Annotated in this window: 16 protein-coding genes; all 16 read left to right on the top strand. The window is 41.4% G+C overall.

Annotated features, from left to right (window positions below; genetic code table 11):
* The first annotated feature begins 306 nt into the window (after nucleotides 1-306).
* The 16 genes from I588_RS07705 to I588_RS07630 all read left to right on the top strand — a co-directional run bounded on the left by I588_RS07705 (nucleotide 307) and on the right by I588_RS07630 (nucleotide 18,301).
* Complete coding sequence (locus tag I588_RS07705; protein ID WP_010755611.1) at nucleotides 307-1,140, top strand: ABC transporter permease; 834 nt, start codon at nucleotides 307-309, stop codon at nucleotides 1,138-1,140.
* A complete protein-coding gene (locus tag I588_RS07700; RefSeq protein ID WP_010755612.1) occupies nucleotides 1,133-1,912 on the top strand; it encodes an ABC transporter permease in 780 nt (259 codons plus the stop codon). The genes I588_RS07705 and I588_RS07700 overlap by 8 nt, the downstream gene beginning before the upstream one ends.
* Before the next feature lie 171 nt (nucleotides 1,913-2,083).
* Nucleotides 2,084-3,115 (top strand): ABC transporter ATP-binding protein, encoded by a 1,032-nt coding sequence (locus tag I588_RS07695; RefSeq protein ID WP_010755613.1) that lies wholly within the window; start codon nucleotides 2,084-2,086, stop codon nucleotides 3,113-3,115.
* Between the two features lie 14 nt (nucleotides 3,116-3,129).
* Entirely contained in the window at nucleotides 3,130-4,218 is a 1,089-nt protein-coding gene (locus tag I588_RS07690) for an ABC transporter substrate-binding protein (protein ID WP_010755614.1), read from the top strand.
* Between the two features lie 164 nt (nucleotides 4,219-4,382).
* The gene (locus I588_RS07685; RefSeq protein ID WP_248628225.1) at nucleotides 4,383-4,799 is read left to right on the top strand and encodes a MarR family transcriptional regulator; all 417 of its coding nucleotides are present in this window, start codon (nucleotides 4,383-4,385) and stop codon (nucleotides 4,797-4,799) included.
* Nucleotides 4,796-5,380 carry a flavin reductase family protein gene (locus tag I588_RS07680; protein ID WP_010755616.1) on the top strand — a complete coding sequence of 195 codons (585 nt, stop codon included), beginning with the start codon at nucleotides 4,796-4,798 and terminating at the stop codon, nucleotides 5,378-5,380. The genes I588_RS07685 and I588_RS07680 overlap by 4 nt, the downstream gene beginning before the upstream one ends.
* Nucleotides 5,373-5,933 (top strand): YdeI/OmpD-associated family protein, encoded by a 561-nt coding sequence (locus I588_RS07675; protein ID WP_010755617.1) that lies wholly within the window; start codon nucleotides 5,373-5,375, stop codon nucleotides 5,931-5,933. The genes I588_RS07680 and I588_RS07675 overlap by 8 nt, the downstream gene beginning before the upstream one ends.
* 144 nt (nucleotides 5,934-6,077) lie before the next feature.
* The gene (locus I588_RS07670) at nucleotides 6,078-7,817 is read left to right on the top strand and encodes an adenine deaminase C-terminal domain-containing protein (RefSeq protein WP_010755618.1); all 1,740 of its coding nucleotides are present in this window, start codon (nucleotides 6,078-6,080) and stop codon (nucleotides 7,815-7,817) included.
* Nucleotides 7,801-9,123 (top strand): amidohydrolase, encoded by a 1,323-nt coding sequence (locus I588_RS07665; RefSeq protein WP_010755619.1) that lies wholly within the window; start codon nucleotides 7,801-7,803, stop codon nucleotides 9,121-9,123. The genes I588_RS07670 and I588_RS07665 overlap by 17 nt, the downstream gene beginning before the upstream one ends.
* Before the next feature lie 38 nt (nucleotides 9,124-9,161).
* A complete protein-coding gene (locus I588_RS07660; protein WP_010755620.1) occupies nucleotides 9,162-9,512 on the top strand; it encodes a DUF2200 domain-containing protein in 351 nt (116 codons plus the stop codon).
* 152 nt (nucleotides 9,513-9,664) lie between these two features.
* The gene (locus I588_RS07655; protein ID WP_034692379.1) at nucleotides 9,665-11,719 is read left to right on the top strand and encodes a heavy metal translocating P-type ATPase; all 2,055 of its coding nucleotides are present in this window, start codon (nucleotides 9,665-9,667) and stop codon (nucleotides 11,717-11,719) included.
* A gap of 165 nt (nucleotides 11,720-11,884) precedes the next feature.
* Complete coding sequence (locus I588_RS07650) at nucleotides 11,885-12,334, top strand: CopY/TcrY family copper transport repressor (RefSeq protein ID WP_010755622.1); 450 nt, start codon at nucleotides 11,885-11,887, stop codon at nucleotides 12,332-12,334.
* Between the two features lie 107 nt (nucleotides 12,335-12,441).
* Nucleotides 12,442-12,651 carry a copper chaperone CopZ gene (gene copZ, locus I588_RS27860; protein ID WP_010755623.1) on the top strand — a complete coding sequence of 70 codons (210 nt, stop codon included), beginning with the start codon at nucleotides 12,442-12,444 and terminating at the stop codon, nucleotides 12,649-12,651.
* A 39-nt stretch (nucleotides 12,652-12,690) separates the two neighbouring features.
* Entirely contained in the window at nucleotides 12,691-14,829 is a 2,139-nt protein-coding gene (locus tag I588_RS07640) for a heavy metal translocating P-type ATPase (protein ID WP_139244015.1), read from the top strand.
* Nucleotides 14,830-14,845: 16 nt separating this feature from the next.
* Nucleotides 14,846-16,948: a heavy metal translocating P-type ATPase gene (locus tag I588_RS07635; RefSeq protein ID WP_010755625.1), complete on the top strand. Its 2,103-nt coding sequence runs from the start codon at nucleotides 14,846-14,848 to the stop codon at nucleotides 16,946-16,948.
* A gap of 99 nt (nucleotides 16,949-17,047) precedes the next feature.
* Nucleotides 17,048-18,301 (top strand): DeoR family transcriptional regulator, encoded by a 1,254-nt coding sequence (locus tag I588_RS07630; RefSeq protein WP_010755626.1) that lies wholly within the window; start codon nucleotides 17,048-17,050, stop codon nucleotides 18,299-18,301.
* Nucleotides 18,302-18,304: the final 3 nt, after the last annotated feature.

The following is an 18,304-nucleotide window of genomic DNA, read 5'->3' as shown; positions in this document are numbered from 1 at the left end:
ATTTTATATAGAAGGAAACTGGAATAGTTTAAGTTATCAAAAGACATTTAACTCTTTTGATCTTTTTTTAGCAATAAAAAACTAAAAATTCTGAAAATAGGTAAAACACGAACATTTAAATATAAGATTACTATTCGAATAAAATATGAGAGAGACTTTTTGTGTTTATTTAGTCATAAAAAAAGAAAACATTAGAGCTTTTTGACCATATTAAATTGAAAGCATTTTTATTGGCAAATTTGTATTGTCCGCGTTAAAAAAATCAGATATACTACAGCTATGTTAAAAACGAACGAGGAGTTTAAAATGAAGAAAAATGTTCCTTATTTCATTCTTTTACCGGGATTTGTGCTATTGGTGTTTTTTTTGATTCTTCCTTTAGTGGCAAGTATTTTCCCAAGTTTTCTGCCAGAAAATGGTGGACTGAGCAATTATGTATCTTTTTTCCAAGATGAGTACAACCGAGGGATTTTCTGGCGTACCATCCGTGTGTCAAGTATTGTAACCATTGCTTCTTTAATTTTTGGAATTCCTACTGCGTATTTTATCGCGGGCTTGAACAAAAAGTGGCGTGGTATTTTAATGGCGATGACCTTGTTTCCTTTATTGACCAACTCAGTAATTCGAAGCTTTGCTTGGATCAATATTTTAGGGAAAAATGGTGTGTTAAACAGCTTATTATTAAAAAGTGGATTAATTGAGCAACCATTGAATCTGCTATACACAGAGTTTGCCATAATTATCGGCTCGGTGTATTTATTTTTGCCAACTATGGTAATGACATTAGTTGGGGTGATGGAGAATATTGAAGGCGAGATGCTGGAGGCTGCTGAAACATTAGGCGCTTCACCATTCACGGCTTTCATAAAAATTGTGCTGCCCCTATCTATTCCGGGAGCAATTGTCGGAAGTATTCTTGTATTTACTGGTACATTAACGGCATATACAACGCCACAGTTGTTAGGTGGGAACCAGAAAATGTTGATGTCGACCTTCTTGTATCAGCGTGCGGCCACCTTAGGGGATTGGAATGGTGTAGCTGTGATTGCTTTAATAATGATTGTTACGACCTTAGTGGTGATGAAGGTCTTGAATTTCATTGCGAAACAAGTGGATAGGAGAGAGTTTCATAATGCGTAGACAAAAAGGGATGACTATCATTGCGATCTTAGTGTTCGCGTTTCTATTTTTACCGTTAGTCTTGATTGCGATTACCTCCTTTGGTACCGCAGCGGCTATCCAGTTTCCAATTAAGGGCTTCACTCTGGATTGGTATGCCAATGCCTTGTCCAATGAATCTATCATGAGCAGCTTCAAGCTGAGCTTGTTAATCGGTGTTCTAGCCACCTTTTTGGCTTTATTAGTCGGTGTGCCAGCTTCTTATGCCCTGGCTCGTTTTCCAATGAAGGGCCGCAGCTTAATTAAAAGCTTCTTTTTATCACCTACTGTAATTCCGGGAATCGTGGTGGGTTATACCTTGTTCCAATTTATTGTGGTGTCCTTAGGTTTGCCGGTTTTTCAAGGCTTGTTGATGGGACATTTTCTAATCAGTCTGCCATACATTATTCGGGTAGTCGGTTCTAGTATGGATCAGCTGGATTATTCCATGGAAGAAGTTGCCTGGACGCTAGGGTGTACAAGATTTCGGGCATTTGTTCAAATCGTATTGCCCAATGTTTCATCTGGGATATTCGCTTCCTTTATGCTGGCCTTTGTTAATTCCTTCAATAACGTGCCAGTGTCGATGTTCTTGTCTGGCCCAGGAGTTACCATGCTGCCAACCTCGTTGTTGAGCTACATGGAGTACAATTACGATCCAACAGTTTCAGCGATTTCAGTCATGTTGATGCTTTTGACAATTGGCTTAATGTTCTTGATCGAACGAACGTTGGGATTGGCATCGATTGTGTAATGCCAGTTCTGCTTTTCGCAGTTATTCAAGATAAATGCCGGATTTTGTTTTGTAGATTTGTCAGGATAAATCTACTTAGCAGAATGGTATGCGTACGAAAATCAGAGTAATTTTTCCAGAGAAAAATTACTTCCCTTAACAAACTAAGAATAAACAAGGAGCGAAACTATCGTGTCATTTGTAGAATTAAGCGACATTCGTGTCAGCTATGACGGCAAGCAAGATATTCTAAAGGATTTAAATATTTCCATGGAAAAGGGTGAACTGGTTTCTTTGCTGGGACCAAGTGGGTGTGGGAAAACAACCACTTTGCGGGTAATTGCCGGCTTGATTCAACCGAACGATGGTGATTTTATTTTAGATAATGATAATTTAACTAAGGTTCCAGTTCATAAACGGAACTTCGGCATGGTATTCCAAAGCTATGCGTTGTTTCCCCATTTAACCATCGCAGAAAATGTAGCCTTCGGACTAAAATTGCGCAAAGAGAAAAAAGAAGTTATGGATCAAAAAGTTGCAGACATGTTAAAAATCTGTGGCTTGGAAAATCTAGGCGATCGGTATCCTAAGCAGCTGTCTGGTGGCCAACGTCAACGGGTGGCTTTGGCACGGGCTCTGATTATCGAGCCGAAGCTATTACTATTGGATGAGCCATTAAGTAATCTAGATGCAAAACTGCGGGTAGCAATGCGGATCGAAATTAAGCGAATTCAACGTCAATTAGGGATTACGACAGTCTTTGTAACGCATGATCAAGAGGAGTGCTTTTCAATTTCTGATAAGGTGGCAATCATGAACGGGGGCGTAATTGAACAATACGATACGCCGGAAAACATTTATCGGTTGCCTAAGACACAGTTTGTGGCTCATTTTATCGGATTTGAAAACTTTTTTGAAGTAACAAAGAATACTGATGGGACCTACACAACAGCAGATGGGACGATTATTTCCAGCAAGCTGTCACAAGGAACGATGGAAACAGCAGTAGCGACGATTCGTCCAGAAGATATCGAAATTACGGCAGATGGTCCAATCAAAGGCAAGGTCAGCGTTCGAACCTTCCTAGGTAAGAGCCATCAGTATGAAGTGGAATCATCATTAGGCAAGCTGCTGGTGAACGGCAGTGACCAACAAGTGTTTCAAACAGGGGACAGCATTGCGCTGAGCTTCCCTGCTGAAAAATTAGTCATTTTAGAAAAATAAAAGGAGCTAAAAGGATGAAAAAGAAATTTTTAGTAGGTATGGTGGCATTAACAAGTATTGCCCTAGCAGCATGCGGCAACAGTGCGGCAAACAACGGCGGCAGTACAGGAAGTTCAGATGACAACAGCTCAAGTGCCGGCAGCAAAACATTGGTAGTTTCTACTTTTGGATTGAGCGAAGACATCGTCAAAAAAGACATTATGGATCCATTCTCAAAGGAAAATGATGCAAAGGTTACATTAGAAGTCGGCAACAGTGCTGACCGTTTTACCAAGCTGAAAAATAATCCAAAATCAGGTGTGGATGTCATTGAATTGGCTCAAAACAATTCAACTGAAGGAAACCAGGATGATATGTTCCTAAATATTACTGAAAAAGATGTACCTAATTTAGCAAACTTAACAGATGGTGCGAAAGAAGTATATGAAAGCGGAGCTGGTGTACCAATTGCCGTAAACAGTATTGGTATCGTCTATGACAAGGAAAAAGTAGGAAAAGAAATTACTAGCTGGGATGATCTTTGGAGTGCTGATTTAAAAGGCAAAATCTCTGTTCCAGATATTACTGTAACTGCAGGTCCATTAATGCTTTACGTAGCAAGCGACCATGCAGGTAAAGACATTGCTTCTGACGATGGCGAAGCAGCCTTCAAAGCAATGGAAGAACTGAAACCAAACGTAGTAAAAACTTACTCTAAATCTTCTGACTTGGCAAATATGTTCCAGTCAGGTGAGATTGAAGTTGCAGTGGTGGCAGACTTTGCTGTAGACATTATTAAAGGTGCAACTGACAATGTTGAATACGTAGTACCTGAATCAGGCACTTACGCAAACTACAACACTGTAAACATTCCAAAAGAAACAGAAAACAAAGAGTTGGCCTTAGCTTTTGTAAATCACCGTATCAGTGAAGAATCACAAAAAACAAAAGCTTTATCGTTAAACGAAGGTCCAACCAACAAAGACGTTGAATTGACTGAAGCAGAAGCAGAAAATAAAACCTACGGAGCAATTGCTGATCGCGCAGAAGCAGTTGATTTCAAAATGATCAACAAAAACCTGCCAAACTGGATCGATCAATGGAACCGTACCATGAATAATTAAACAAGTAAGAAAAGCTGGCTTATCCCACCTACATGAAGGGATGAGCCAGTTTTTTTTCTGTCAAAGGACACACAAAAAAAGAATTGCACCAAATAGTACTATATAGTACTATTGAATTAAATAGAGGTGAGCAGCTAATTATGGAAACACAAGGCGGATTTTTAATGACTCAGATTACGCAAATCAGCGGCAGAATCTTTGAAAGGCTGCTGGTAAAGGCTGGGGTGGAGGAATTCAATGGAGCACAAGGACGTATTCTTTATGTTCTATGGCAGGAGGACAATATTTCAATTGTAGAGCTGTCGCGAAAAACCAGTTTAGCGAAAACAACCTTAACCAGTATGTTGGAACGAATGGAACAGGCCAATTTGATTAAGCGAGTATCCGATCAAACAGATAAGCGGAAGATTCGTATTTCCCTGACAGACACAGCACGTAAATTAAACGATGACTACAACAAAATATCTCAGGAAATGAATGACGTGTACTACGCAGGTTTTTCGGAAGCAGAGGTTAGAGCTTTTGAGCAAAACCTGCAAAAAATATTGTCCAATCTTACCGAAAAGGAGCATCAGCTATGAAAAAATCAATCGACATCTCCAATCACTTCTGTCCCCAAACTCTGTTTGTGTATGGTACAACAAAGGAGGATGGGACGCCCAATTTTGGCTTATTCAGCTGGTTCAGCTATTATTTCGATCAAGAGATGGGGGTCATGGCCTGTATTGGCGACGAAAAGCTGACCAAGGATCGGATTCGAACAACTAAAATTTTTTCTGCTAGTCTGGTTACTGAAGAACTGCTGCCAATGGCGGATTATTTTGGTAATACCAATGGCTATACTGATGACAAAATGAATATCCCTATAGAAGTGGAGAAGGGTCGAGTTCTAGATGTGCCAGTTCTTGCAAAAAGTCCTTGGGTTTATGAATTGGAAGTAGATCGTTCGATTGTGTTGGATGGCGGCGATGTCTTTTTATGTAAAATTCGAAATGTACTAGTGGATGATTATGTCTGTGATGAGACGTTGACAGTGGAGCAGCGAATGCAAAGAATTCTACCTGTCCAATCTATCAGACAAACTTATTTTAATTGGGATGGAACTTCTCCAGGTGATTGGGGAGAGCCGATGAAAGGAATAAAAGGTGAAGAAAATGACTGACCTGCTTACATTTGTTGACCGAGCTGAGTTTCGGGCTTGGTTAGCAGAAAATGGAACTACTAGTGAAGGTGTTTGGCTGCTTTTTGGGAAAAAGGGCGGTCCCAAAACACTTTCTGCAAATGACGCCTTAGAGGAAGCGTTATGCTTCGGTTGGATTGATGGCCAGATGAAAAGTCTAGATGATCATTCCTATAAGAAATACTTTGCTTGTCGTCGGACCAACAGTAAATGGTCAGAGAAGAATAAAAAGCTGGTTGAAAAGCTAGAAGAACAAGGGATAATGACCGACCTAGGCAGAGCTAAAATCAGTGAAGCTAAGGAAAATGGTCAATGGGATAAGCCTAAAGCACCGCAAATCACAGAAGAAGATATTGCAAGGGTAGCAGGGTTGCTTCAGGCATATGAACCAGCCTTTACGAATTTTGAAAATATGTCACCTTCTGTGAGAAAAACCTACACCCGAGCTTATTTGGATGCCAAAACAGACGCAGGTCGGGAAAAACGTTTGGCCTGGATGGTGGAGCGTTTAAATCAAAATTTGAAGCCGATGTAAGCTTAGTACTAATCAGTTAAGCTAGCTGGAAAGAATGAACTTCCAACTAGCTTTTATTGTGTGAAAAACTAAATTCTTTTTGGCAAGGATGCTTTGGTTTGCTAAAATGAGGGAAAGAAAATGAAGAATTAGAGGAAAACAATCATGCATGTAGACAAGATCATTAAAAATGCCCAGGTGTTTCAAACGCCCACGCGGACATTCACCAAACAAAATGTTGCTATTAAAGGCGACAAATTTTATTACATCAGCTCAGCTGATTTAAATCAGCTATCCAGCGAGGTCATCATTGATGCTGAAAATCAGTATATGATTCCCGGCTTGCTGGATATCCATATGCACATTGAAAGTTCGATGACGACACCAACTATTTTCTCGGAAGCTGTCATGCGTTATGGGGTGACAACCGTGGTTGCCGATGCTCATGAAATGGCAAACGTATTTGGCCTAGAAGGCTTGAAGCATTTCATGGCAGCGAAAACCAAGCTGGATATTTTCCATGCAATTCCGTCCTCCGTGCCTTCTACCACCCCTGAACTGGAAACAACGGGCGGAGTTATCGGCTTGCAGGAAGTCAAAGAGCTGCTGAAGGATCCGCGGGTTATTTGTTTAGGGGAAGCTATGAACTTTAAGGGGATCGCCTATGAACCGGATTCCTTAATCGCTGAAATTATTGCTTTATGTAAAAAGGAACGGCCAACTATGCCTTTGGAAGGGCACATTCCGAAGATTTACGATCAAGAATTGGCTGATTTTCTATACAGCGGCATCACTTCAGATCATACGCATCAATTTCCTGAGCATTTATTAGAAAAAATTCAAGCCGGATTATTTATTCAGTTTCAAAATAAATCGATTACTCCAGAAAATATGGCAGTGATCAATGAGCACCAATTATATGATTTTGCTTGTATTATTACTGACGATGTAATGGCGGATGATCTGCTAAAGGGTCACCTGAATGAGAATTTGAAAAAGGCAGTTGCCAGTGGGTTGCCAATGGAGCAGGCGATTTACATGACCACTTATACTCCAGCACGTCGCATGAGCTTAAACGATCGCGGCATGATTGCGCCAGGCAGAATGGCGGATTTCATTTTGCTGGATGATTTAGCTGATTTTGCGATTGCAGCTGTTTACAAATCCGGTCAACAAGTTTATCAAGAGGGAGATGCCTTCCACCACCCAGAAGTTGTTGAAGCCTTCCCGGCAGAGTATCAAAGAAGTGTCCGCTGTCGTCAGTTGACGCCAGACGACCTGCAGTTGAAGATTCAAACGGATAAGGAAATCGTTCGCTGCAACGTGATTCAGAAGCAAGTAATTGGAACCTTTACCCAACCGATTGTTAAGGAAATTCCAGTGGCAAACGGCGTTCTTGATTTAGAAGCAGCTGACTGCAGTTTGCTTTTAGTAATGGAACGGTATGGTATTAATGGAAATATTGCTTATGCATTAATGGACCAACCGATTAAATCTAAAGGTGCTATTGCAACCACTTGGGCACATGATCATCATAATCTGATGGTGATGGGCAATGATCAAGCGTCTATTTTAGCAGCTCAACATAAACTTTTGGAAATGCAGGGAGGCTATGTAGTAGTGGAGGCTGGGAAAGTCACTGCTACCTGTCCACTGCCAATTGGCGGAATCCTGTCTCAAGCACCGATAAGTGAATTAGGGCAAGATTTGCAGCAGGTTCGATCAGCTATGCAAGCCTTAGGTTACGAAAACATGAACGAAATTATGTCCTTCTCTACGTTATCATTGCCGGTTTCACCAGCGATTAAAGTTACTGACAAGGGAATGATGGATACGAAAAATCAAACCTTCTATCCGCTGGTATTTCCTGAAGATGGAGTGTTAATCAATGAAGCAGCTGATTAAAAATGTTCAGATCCTTACGATGGATGAGGAGTGGACAGAGTACAAGGATGGCTATCTTTTAATAGAAGAAAACCGCATCAGTCAGCTGGGAGCGATGACGGATCCGCTTCCGCAGGCTGATCAAGTAATTGATGGGAAAAAGGGAATTTTATTGCCAGGTATGATCAATACCCATACGCATGCCGGCATGATTCCCTTTCGTTCTTTAGGTGATGATGTACCTGATCGCTTGCGACGTTTCCTTTTTCCCTTGGAGCAGGTAATGACACCGAAATTAGTACGAGCATCAGCGGAATATGCCATGGCCGAAATGTTGCTAAGTGGTGTGACAGCTTTTTGCGACATGTACTATTTCGAAGATGAAGTGGCTCAGGCTGCTGAAGCAATGAAGGTTCGCGCTTTATTAGGAGAAACCATTATCGATATGGCTACCTGTGATGCCAAAGATTCCATAGAAGCATTAGCTTATTGTGAGGCCTTCATTCAAAAATGGCAAAATCATGCAATGATTACACCCATCATTGCACCTCATGCTCCTAATACAAACGATCCCGAAACCTTAGCAGCTATTGTTGCTTTGAGTCGGAAATACAATGTACCGATTACGATGCATGTGGAGGAAATGACTTATGAAATGGAGGAGTTTGCCAAGAAGTTTCAGCAAACCCCCATCGCTTATCTTCATGAACTAGGCTATCTTGATCAGACGTTTATTATGGCTCACTGCATTTTTATGACTGAGGAAGATATGGCGTTAGTGAAGAAATATAAAGACAACGTACGGATTGCCCATTGTATTGGTGCCAACACCAAATCAGCTAAGGGCGTAGCACCCGTTCGTGGGATGCTGGAAAACCATTTAACAGTCGGTCTAGGCACAGATGGACCGAGCAGCGGCAATACACTGGATCTTTTTACTCAGATGCGCATGTTTGCTAATTTCCATAAAACTCATTTAGCCGACCGTGGCGCTTTTCCGGCCAAGGAAATTGTCCACCTTGCCACAGCCGGCGGAGCTAAGACATTAGGGTTATTTGATCAAGTGGGGTCTTTAGAAATCGGAAAACAAGCCGATCTCACCTTGGTAGAAACTCAGTCTATCAACATGTTTCCCATTTTCGATGCCTACTCAGCCTTGGTTTATTCAGCCAATGCCAGCAATGTATCAGACGTATGGGTAAACGGGCAGCAGCTAGTTAAAGAAAAACAATTGGTTCAAAAAGATGTACAAACTTTGCGAGCAGCTTTATACCAGCAAATGGATCAATTTGTAACAGAAGCCAAACGTAAAGCCGCGGAAGTGTAGCAGAACGGCTGTTTTACTAAAGAGATGGAGGTGCGTGTGTGGCAGAGCATCGTATTTTTACCATGAGTGTAGCCAGTGTCTATCCTCATTATGTGACTAAGGCAGAGAAGAAAAATCGTACCAAATCAGAAGTGGATGAAATCTTCCGCTGGTTAACCGGCTATAGTCAGGAAGAATTGGTAGCTCAGCTGGAAAATAAGGCTGACTTCAGGACCTTCTTTGCAGAGGCACCTGCGATGAATCCATCCCGTGAATTGATTAAAGGTGTCGTTTGCGGCGTAAGGGTAGAAGAAATTGAGGATCCATTAATGAGAGAAATCCGCTATTTAGACAAGCTGATTGATGAGCTGGCTAAGGGCAAGAAGATGGAAAAGATTTTACGAAAATAAATGAAGCGATCCTATTGAGATAGGGTCGCTTTTTTAAAGTAGTTTAATTAACACAAAAGAAAGTTAGTTGATTCGATTGACATATGAATTTGTGATCATATATAATTATCTATGAGGAAGTACTCATGTGTTTTGGGAAGAAGGGACGAATCATGGAAAAGACGTATCGTTTAGACGGTTTGGATTGCGCTCATTGCGCCGCGAAAATCGAACATGCAGTACAGGGGATAAATGGAGTAAAAAGAGCCACTGTTGATTTTATGACTACCAAAATGATCATTGAAGCACCGGAAAAGGAAATGCCGCGTATTTGTGATGAAGCAGAGAAGGCGGTCCATCAGTTTGAGCCAGACGTTGAGCTGAAGGATTTGACTGCCCCTAAGGAAGAGGAAAGTCAAACTGGAAAGATCATTCAAATCGCAGTGGCCTTAATTGCTACCTTGAGTCTTGTTTTGCTTGAACCAGCAATGCCTTGGAAGTTTGTGGCGTACTTGGCCGTTTATTTATGGATTGGTTGGGATGTCTTAAAAACAGCAGCGACCAATATCTTAAAGGGGCAAGTTTTTGATGAAAACTTCTTAATGTCTGTTGCAACGATTGGTGCCTTAGCAATCGGAGAATATCCTGAAGCTGTTGGTGTCATGCTCTTTTATCAAGTCGGAGAATTTTTCCAGGATTATGCCGTCAACCGTTCCCGAAAATCTATTAGTGCGTTACTGGAAATTCGCCCGGATTATGCCAATCGTTTAGTCGATGGGCAAGTAGAAAAAGTCGCACCTGAACGTGTCAAAATTGGGGAAAGCATCGTGATTAATCCTGGCGAACGAGTACCATTAGACGGAGAGATTATTGATGGTCAATCGTTTGTAGATACATCAGCATTGACTGGGGAATCTGTTCCTAGAAAAGTTGTCACCGGGGAAGAAATTTTGAGCGGCTTTGTGAACCAAAGTGGCCGCTTAACCGTTAAAACAACCACAACCTTTGGTGAATCTACTGTAAATAAAATTTTGGACTTAGTGGAAAATGCCAGCAGCAAGAAAGCCCCAGCCGAAAACTTTATTACCAGTTTTGCTCGTTACTATACACCAATTGTCGTTGGATTGGCTGTTCTATTGGCAGTTGTACCGCCGATGATTTTAAATGAACCTTTCCAAATGTGGGTCTATCGAGCGCTGACTTTCTTAGTTATTTCTTGTCCCTGTGCCTTGGTTATTTCGGTTCCGCTAAGCTTCTTTGGTGGAATTGGCGGAGCTAGCAAGGCTGGAATTCTTATCAAAGGCAGCAACTATATTGAACGTCTGGCAACTATTGAAACCTTGGTATTTGATAAAACAGGTACCTTAACCAAAGGTGTATTTGCTATTCAAAAAATCGAAACATCGATGGATCAGGAAAAATTCCTGCAGGGTGTCGCTAGTGTTGAACAAAACTCTAGTCATCCGATTGCTCAATCAATTTTAAAGGCTAACCAAGCACCACTATTGCCAGTTACTTCTTTAGAAGAACGGGCTGGTTACGGAATTGACGCAATGGTTGAGAAACAGCGATACTTAGTTGGTAATGCCAAGCTGTTGGAACAGGCTGATGTAGTCTTTGAGCCGGTGAACGAAATTGGTACGGTAATCTATGTCGCTATAGATCGACAGTACATCGGGTATTTGTTGATTGCTGATGAATTGAAGGCTGATGTGGCTGAAACCATATCTGAATTAAAACAATCCGGCATTAAGCAAACGGTTATGCTGACAGGGGATAATCGGACAATTGCTGAAACTATCGGCAACAGGATTGGAATTGATAAAGTATATAGTGAACTATTGCCAGCAGATAAGGTCTCACAATTGGAAAAGCTTTTGGATCAGAAGGTGGCTTTTGTAGGTGATGGAATGAATGATGCGCCGGTTCTTGCCAGAGCTGATTTAGGAATTGCTATGGGGGGCTTAGGCAGTGATGCGGCAATTGAAGCCGCGGATGTGGTGATCATGGATGATCAGCCTGCCAAAATTCCTACAGCCATTAAAATCGCTCGCAAAACCATGCGGATTGTGAAGCAGAATATTGTCTTTGCTATTGGAGTGAAAGTTTTTGTTTTGATTTTAGGCGCTCTTGGACTAGCTTCGATGGGAGCTGCGGTTTTTGCCGATGTCGGCGTAACAGTATTAGCAGTATTAAATGCTATGCGGTGTTTGAATAGTGGGAAATAGCAGCAACGCTTTTAGGCGGTTGAGGAATAAACGAATTCCTCAGCTGCCTTTTTTTATTTGCGGTCAAAAAAGTTTATTTTTTAGTATTCATATCACTTGACCTTTTCCAATTACAAATGTAAACTATGTTTGTAATTACAAATGTAATCGGAAAGGAGGAATAGCATGTCTGTGACGTTAGAACCAGTGAAGATCAGTGATTCCGAATGGGAAATCATGCGAGTTGTCTGGACACTGCAGAACGCAACTGCTCAAGAAATTATTGAAGTTTTAGGTGAAAGCAAGGAGTGGAAGCCTGCAACAATTAAAACCTTGCTAGGCCGTTTAGTAAAAAAAGAAGCTCTTCGTACAGAACAAGAAGGTAAGAAATATATTTACCATCCAAATGTCAGTGAAGCTGAAACAGTTCAAAGTGCAACCGAAAATCTTTTTTCGCATATCTGTGCCAAACGAATCGGTCATACCATCGGTGAATTAATCGAACAAGCCGAGTTGACCGAGGAAGACATAGCTTTTATCCAACAACAATTAACCAACAAAAAACCAGTTGCCACCATTCAATGCAACTGTATACCCGGTCAATGCGAATGTAAGCATCATGCCAGCAGTAATTAAAGTAAAAAAGTAAGTTAAGCAAAGCATAACCTATTCACTAATAAAAAAACCTAGTGGAATGGTATGTGACACGAAAAATAAAAAAACAAAAAAAGGGGATAAACATCATGAAACAAAAATTTGCAATCAATGGAATGAGCTGTAATCACTGCGTAGCAACAGTTGAAAATGCGGTTAACGAATTACCTGGGATTCAAAAGGTGAAGGTTAACTTGAAGAAAAATGAAGGTGTTGTGAAATTTGACGAAAGCCAAATCAATGCGCAGCAAATCGCGGAAAAAGTTACCGCAGCAGGTTTTGATACTGAGGTGGTTTAATTGTCAGAAGCTACAGTTGAAACTTATGTAATCACAGGCATGACCTGTGCCAACTGCTCGGCTCGAGTGGAAAAAGAATTAAAAGAAACCCCGGGTGTAGTTGAAGCGACAGTAAATCTAGCAACTGAAAAAGCGACTGTTCAGTTCGCCGATTCTCTGACCTCTGAACAAATCATTCAACGAGTTGAAAATATCGGCTATGGAGCGATTCTTTTTGATGATGCCCACAAGCAAAAAATTGCTGAAGAAAAAGCTCGTTACTTAAATAAAATGCAGCGGGATTTAATCATAAGTGCTGTGCTGACTGCACCATTAATGATTTCGATGATTGCAATGCTGCTGGGAAGTCATGCCGGTTGGGTGCATTTCTTCCATCTTCCATGGGTTCAGCTGATTTTAGTGACACCCGTGCAGTTTGGGATTGGCTGGCGTTTTTATCAGGGGGCGTACCATGCGTTGAAAACCAAAGCACCTAATATGGATGTTCTGGTGGCGATGGGAACTTCAGCTGCTTATGCCTTGAGTATTTATAACGGATTTTTCAATCCATACAATTCTGACCTTTATTTTGAAAGCAGTGCAATGATTATAACCCTGATATTATTAGGGAAATATTTGGAGCAAAAGGCTAAAACCAAAACTAGTGAAGCCATTAAGCAATTGATGGCTTTGCAAGCAAAAACCGCTTCTGTTTTGAGGGAAGGTCAGGAAGTTACTATACCAGTAGAAGAAGTAGTGGTGGATGATATCGTATTGGTTCGTCCTGGAGAACAAATTCCGGTGGACGGCTTGATTGTTTCGGGCCAAACTACCATTGATGAAAGTATGTTAACCGGTGAAAGTTTACCAGTGGATAAAAAAATAGAGGATTCAGTTTTCGGCGGCACGATGAATACCACAGGCACGATCCAACTGAAAGCGACTCAAGTCGGTAGTATGACTGTGCTTTCTCGGATCATCCGAATGGTAGAAGATGCCCAGGGACAAAAAGCACCGATTCAGCAAATTGCTGACCGGATCTCAAAAGTATTTGTGCCGACGGTCTTAGGTGTGGCCTTGATCACGTTGCTTGCAACAGGCCTTATTACTGGGGATTGGCAGCAAGCCATCGTTCACAGTGTTTCCGTCTTAGTCATCGCTTGTCCGTGTGCCTTAGGCTTGGCAACTCCGACAGCCATTATGGTTGGGACTGGATTAGGTGCCAAAAATGGTATTTTGATCAAGGGTGGCGGTGCGCTGGAAAAGATCGCACACTTAACTACGATTATTTTAGATAAAACGGGGACCATCACGGAAGGTAAGCCGGTAGTAACAGAGTTTGAAAGCAACAATCCTGAAGCTTTGGCGATTCTAACCAGCTTAGAAAACCAATCAGAGCATCCGTTAGCTAAAGCGATTGTAGCTTTTGGCAAAGAACAAACCAATCTTTTACCAGTCACTCAGTTCGAAAGTTTGACAGGTTTGGGAATAGTTGGTGAAATAAATAATGAACAGTATTTTGTCGGTTCAAAACGAGGCATTGCTGCTAGGGGATTAGCTCTAACAGAATGGGAAAAGCTGCTGGATTTAGAAGCTGAAGGCAAAACAGTCATGTTTTTAGCTGACAGCCAACAGGTCTTAGCCGCAGTTGCGGTGAGCGACCAGATTAAGCAAAGCTCAAAAGCAGCAATTCAGGAATTGAAGAATAATGGCATTAAAGTCAAAATGGTCACCGGTGACAACCAACGGGCAGCTGGCTTTATTGGTCAGCAGGTAGGACTCAGCCAAGAGGAAATCGTGGCGGAGGTTTTGCCAGAAAATAAGGCTGAGGTTGTTCAGCAGCTTCATCAGGGCAACGAGCTGGTAGGCATGGTTGGAGACGGAATCAATGATGCCCCAGCCTTAGCTTTAGCAGACATAGGCATTGCGATGGGCAGCGGCACGGATATTGCCATGGAAACAGCGGATGTGACCTTGATGAATAGCGATTTGTCTTCTATTAATCAAAGCATTCAACTGTCTAAATTAACCTTGAATAAAATTAAACAGAATCTATTCTGGGCATTTTTGTACAACGTTATTGGCATTCCATTTGCGGCATTCGGATTTTTAAATCCGATTATTGCTGGAGCAGCGATGGCCTTTAGTTCAGTTAGTGTGTTAATCAATTCCTTGAGTTTGAACCGGAAAAAAATCTAACCATGGAGGGATTATCATGAAACAGGAGCAAGAATCAGAAGAACAACAAATGCACCATGAACATCACGATCACAACGAAATGAGCCATTCCATGAAGGAAATGAATCATATGGATCATTCACAGATGGACCACATGGATCATGGCGATATGGGAGGGATGGACCATTCGATGCACATGGGAAATTTTAAGCAGAAGTTCTGGATTTCTCTTGTACTGGCAATCCCGATTATTTTAATGTCTCCTATGATGGGAATTAATCTGCCGTTTCAGTTTACTTTTCCAGGTTCAGAATGGATTGTTATGATCTTAGCGACAATTCTCTTCTTCTATGGAGGGCAGCCCTTCTTTTCAGGAGCAAAAAGTGAATTAAAGGCCAAAAGTCCAGCTATGATGATGCTGATCACCATGGGGATTACAGTGGCGTATGTTTATAGCTTGTATTCTTTTATCATTAATATGATCAATCCTGAAGCCCACGTAATGGATTTCTTCTGGGAATTGGCAACCTTAATAGTGATTATGCTGCTAGGACACTGGGTAGAAATGAACGCTGTATCTAATGCCAGCAGCGCGTTGCAAAAATTAGCTGAGCTTTTACCCGATGAAGTCAATCTACTTCAGTCTGATGGCAGCACAAAACAAGTGAAGCTGAAGGAAGTAAAAAATGGCGATCATCTGTTGGTACGTGCTGGCGATAAAATGCCAACGGACGGAATAATTACTAAAGGTTCCACGACAGTTGATGAATCAGCGGTCACTGGCGAATCGAAGGGTGTCAGTAAAAATTTAAACGACAAAGTTATTGGTGGGTCAGTTAACGGCAATGGGACCGTTGAAATTAAAGTTACTGGTACTGGCGAGGACGGCTACTTGGCTAAGGTGATGAAGATGGTTCGTCAAGCCCAAAGTGAAAAATCTAAGCTGGAAACCTTATCAGATAAAGTGGCTAAATGGCTCTTTTATGTCGCTTTAGCAGCGGGGATTCTCAGCTTTGTAGCTTGGTTATTTGTGGCAGACCTGCCGGAGGCTTTGAATCGGATGGTGACGGTCTTTATTATTGCCTGTCCTCATGCGTTAGGTTTAGCGATTCCTTTAGTCATTGCGCGCTCCACATCGTTGGCTGCTCGTAATGGTCTGTTGTTGAAGAACCGTCAAGCTCTGGAACAAGCGAACGAAATGGATTACATTTTTCTCGATAAAACAGGTACGTTAACCAAAGGGGAATTTACGGTAACGGGTGTAGAAGTAGTCGAACCAGATACTACTAGGGAACAAAGTTTAAAATATATCGGTGCCCTAGAAGCGCAAACCAATCATCCTTTAGCAATCGGTGTTATGAATTACCTGAAAAAGGAAAATATCACTGCTTATCAAGCCAGTGAAGTAAAAGCCATCAGCGGAGTTGGCGTGCAAGGTATTGTGGAAGGTAAACAAGTCCTGTTAGCCAATCAAAAGGAAATTGAAAAACGCGGCTTAGCGATTGATGAAAAGCAATTAACACAATACCAGCAGCAGGGCAACACGATTTCCTTCCTGCTGCTAGATGACCAACTAGTTGCATTCTTTGCAATGGGGGATACGATTAAGGAAGATGCGAAGACCTTTATTGCCGATTTGAAGGCTAAGCACATTCAACCGGTTATGCTGACAGGTGATAATCAAGAGGCAGCCAAAGCGGTAGCTAATTATTTGGGAATCGATGAATTTTACGGTGAGCTGTTACCGGATGACAAAGAAAAAATCATCAAGTCCTACACCGAAAAGGGCAAGAAAGTCATGATGATTGGGGATGGAATCAATGATGCCCCTTCATTAGTACGTGCCTCGATTGGGATGGCGATCGGTGCGGGAACAGATATTGCCATTGACTCAGCCGATGTTGTTTTAACCAATGACAACCTCGGTGATATTCTTAAGTTCATTCAATTGGCGAAGAAAACCCGCAGCAAGATGATCCAAAACCTGTGGTGGGGAGCAGGCTACAATATTATTGCGATTCCTTTGGCAGCTGGTATTTTAGCGCCGATTGGAATTATCTTAAGCCCAGCAGTGGGGGCAGTGCTTATGTCCCTAAGTACAGTAATCGTTGCAATCAATGCACTACTGTTAAACGTCTGATTTTTATCAGGCGTTTATTTTTTTTGTTTAAAAAAATTAAAAAAGTTCAATAACCAGCTTTTTACCTCTATGGTATGTTTAATAGTGAGGGGTGGAAGTATGTTTTGGAACAATATTACTGAGAAAAAAACACAACATTATTTGTATCTATTATCATTATTGAAAAAAAGAACTTACTTACTAGAGGAATTAACCAACGAATTAGGTGTAAGCATAAAAACCTTGCGGCGTGATTTGGAATACCTGCAAAAAAGCTATGATTTGGATATTGAAACCAAAAAAACGATTGTTTGGAATAACCCGCAAAAATATAGTCAATCCTACAAAGCAATTTTGAATCAAAGCAAGCAATTCACAGTTTTCTGCGATGCTTTGTGGCAGAGACCCTTGAAGACAACTCGGCCGGTGATTCGCCGATTAAATGAGAGTTTGTTGCCTTATAATATGTGGATTGACCATCAAAGACAGCGCTTGAGAGCTTCGCGGGCGCTAGTATTCAAATTGCAGCTGCGCTACCTGCAAGAATTTAACCAGGAGACCCTGGGCTTAAGCTCTACAGATTGTTGGAAGTATTTAGCTGTTCCGAAGATTTCACAGATAGATATACAAAAATGGCAGCGTTTAATTGTCGAAAAAGAGCTCTTCGAAGAATTTGTTAAAGCGATTCAACCAACTAAGGAGCTTAGCTATTTACTGTATTTTGATTACCAAAAAACAGACCCGCTTCGCCAGCAGCAGTTTTACGAAAGTCACGAACGTAAAGCGACCTTCCTTTATCGAGCAGCCTGTGACATTACTAAAAATGTGCTGCATTATTTAGAAGTGTCGGCGGAATTCAAGACGATTTTGCAGATTCGTTTTTTCAATGTATTAGTCGAGCTGTATATCGGCATTCCAATCAATTATTACAGCAATAGTCAACAACCAGTAGCAATCCCGCAGCATTTACTTGAAGTAAGCTATCAAATTAAAAGGGATTGGTATTACTTTGATAACTGCTCCGCTTCAGAGGTCTCTCTGCTGCTGTATGCAATCTTAAAACGAATTTATCCAGTTTCGATGGGGCAGCCGCTTTTTTCTATCGGTTTGAAGCTAAATGGTTCTTTAGAAGAAATTGAGCATACGTGTGTCAAACTGAATCAGGCGATCCAGTTTGGTCATCCCATTGCTTTTTTTCCCGTAAGGACTCCAGCCATAAAGTATGATTTGTTAATTGTGGAAGGTCCTCCTGCCTATGAGGATGAGCCAAATGAAATTATTTATATTGAGGACCCTTCCTTTGGCGATTTAATTCAGCTGGCTGTCCGATATTTTCCTAGTAAAAAAGGAGATACTGTCTTTACAATTCCCTAATAT

Source organism: Enterococcus pallens ATCC BAA-351 (assembly GCF_000407485.1).
GTDB lineage: Bacteria > Bacillota > Bacilli > Lactobacillales > Enterococcaceae > Enterococcus_A > Enterococcus_A pallens.
The sequence above is the reverse complement of the archived record's forward strand: the minus strand, read 5'-3'. Positions and strand labels throughout refer to the sequence as shown.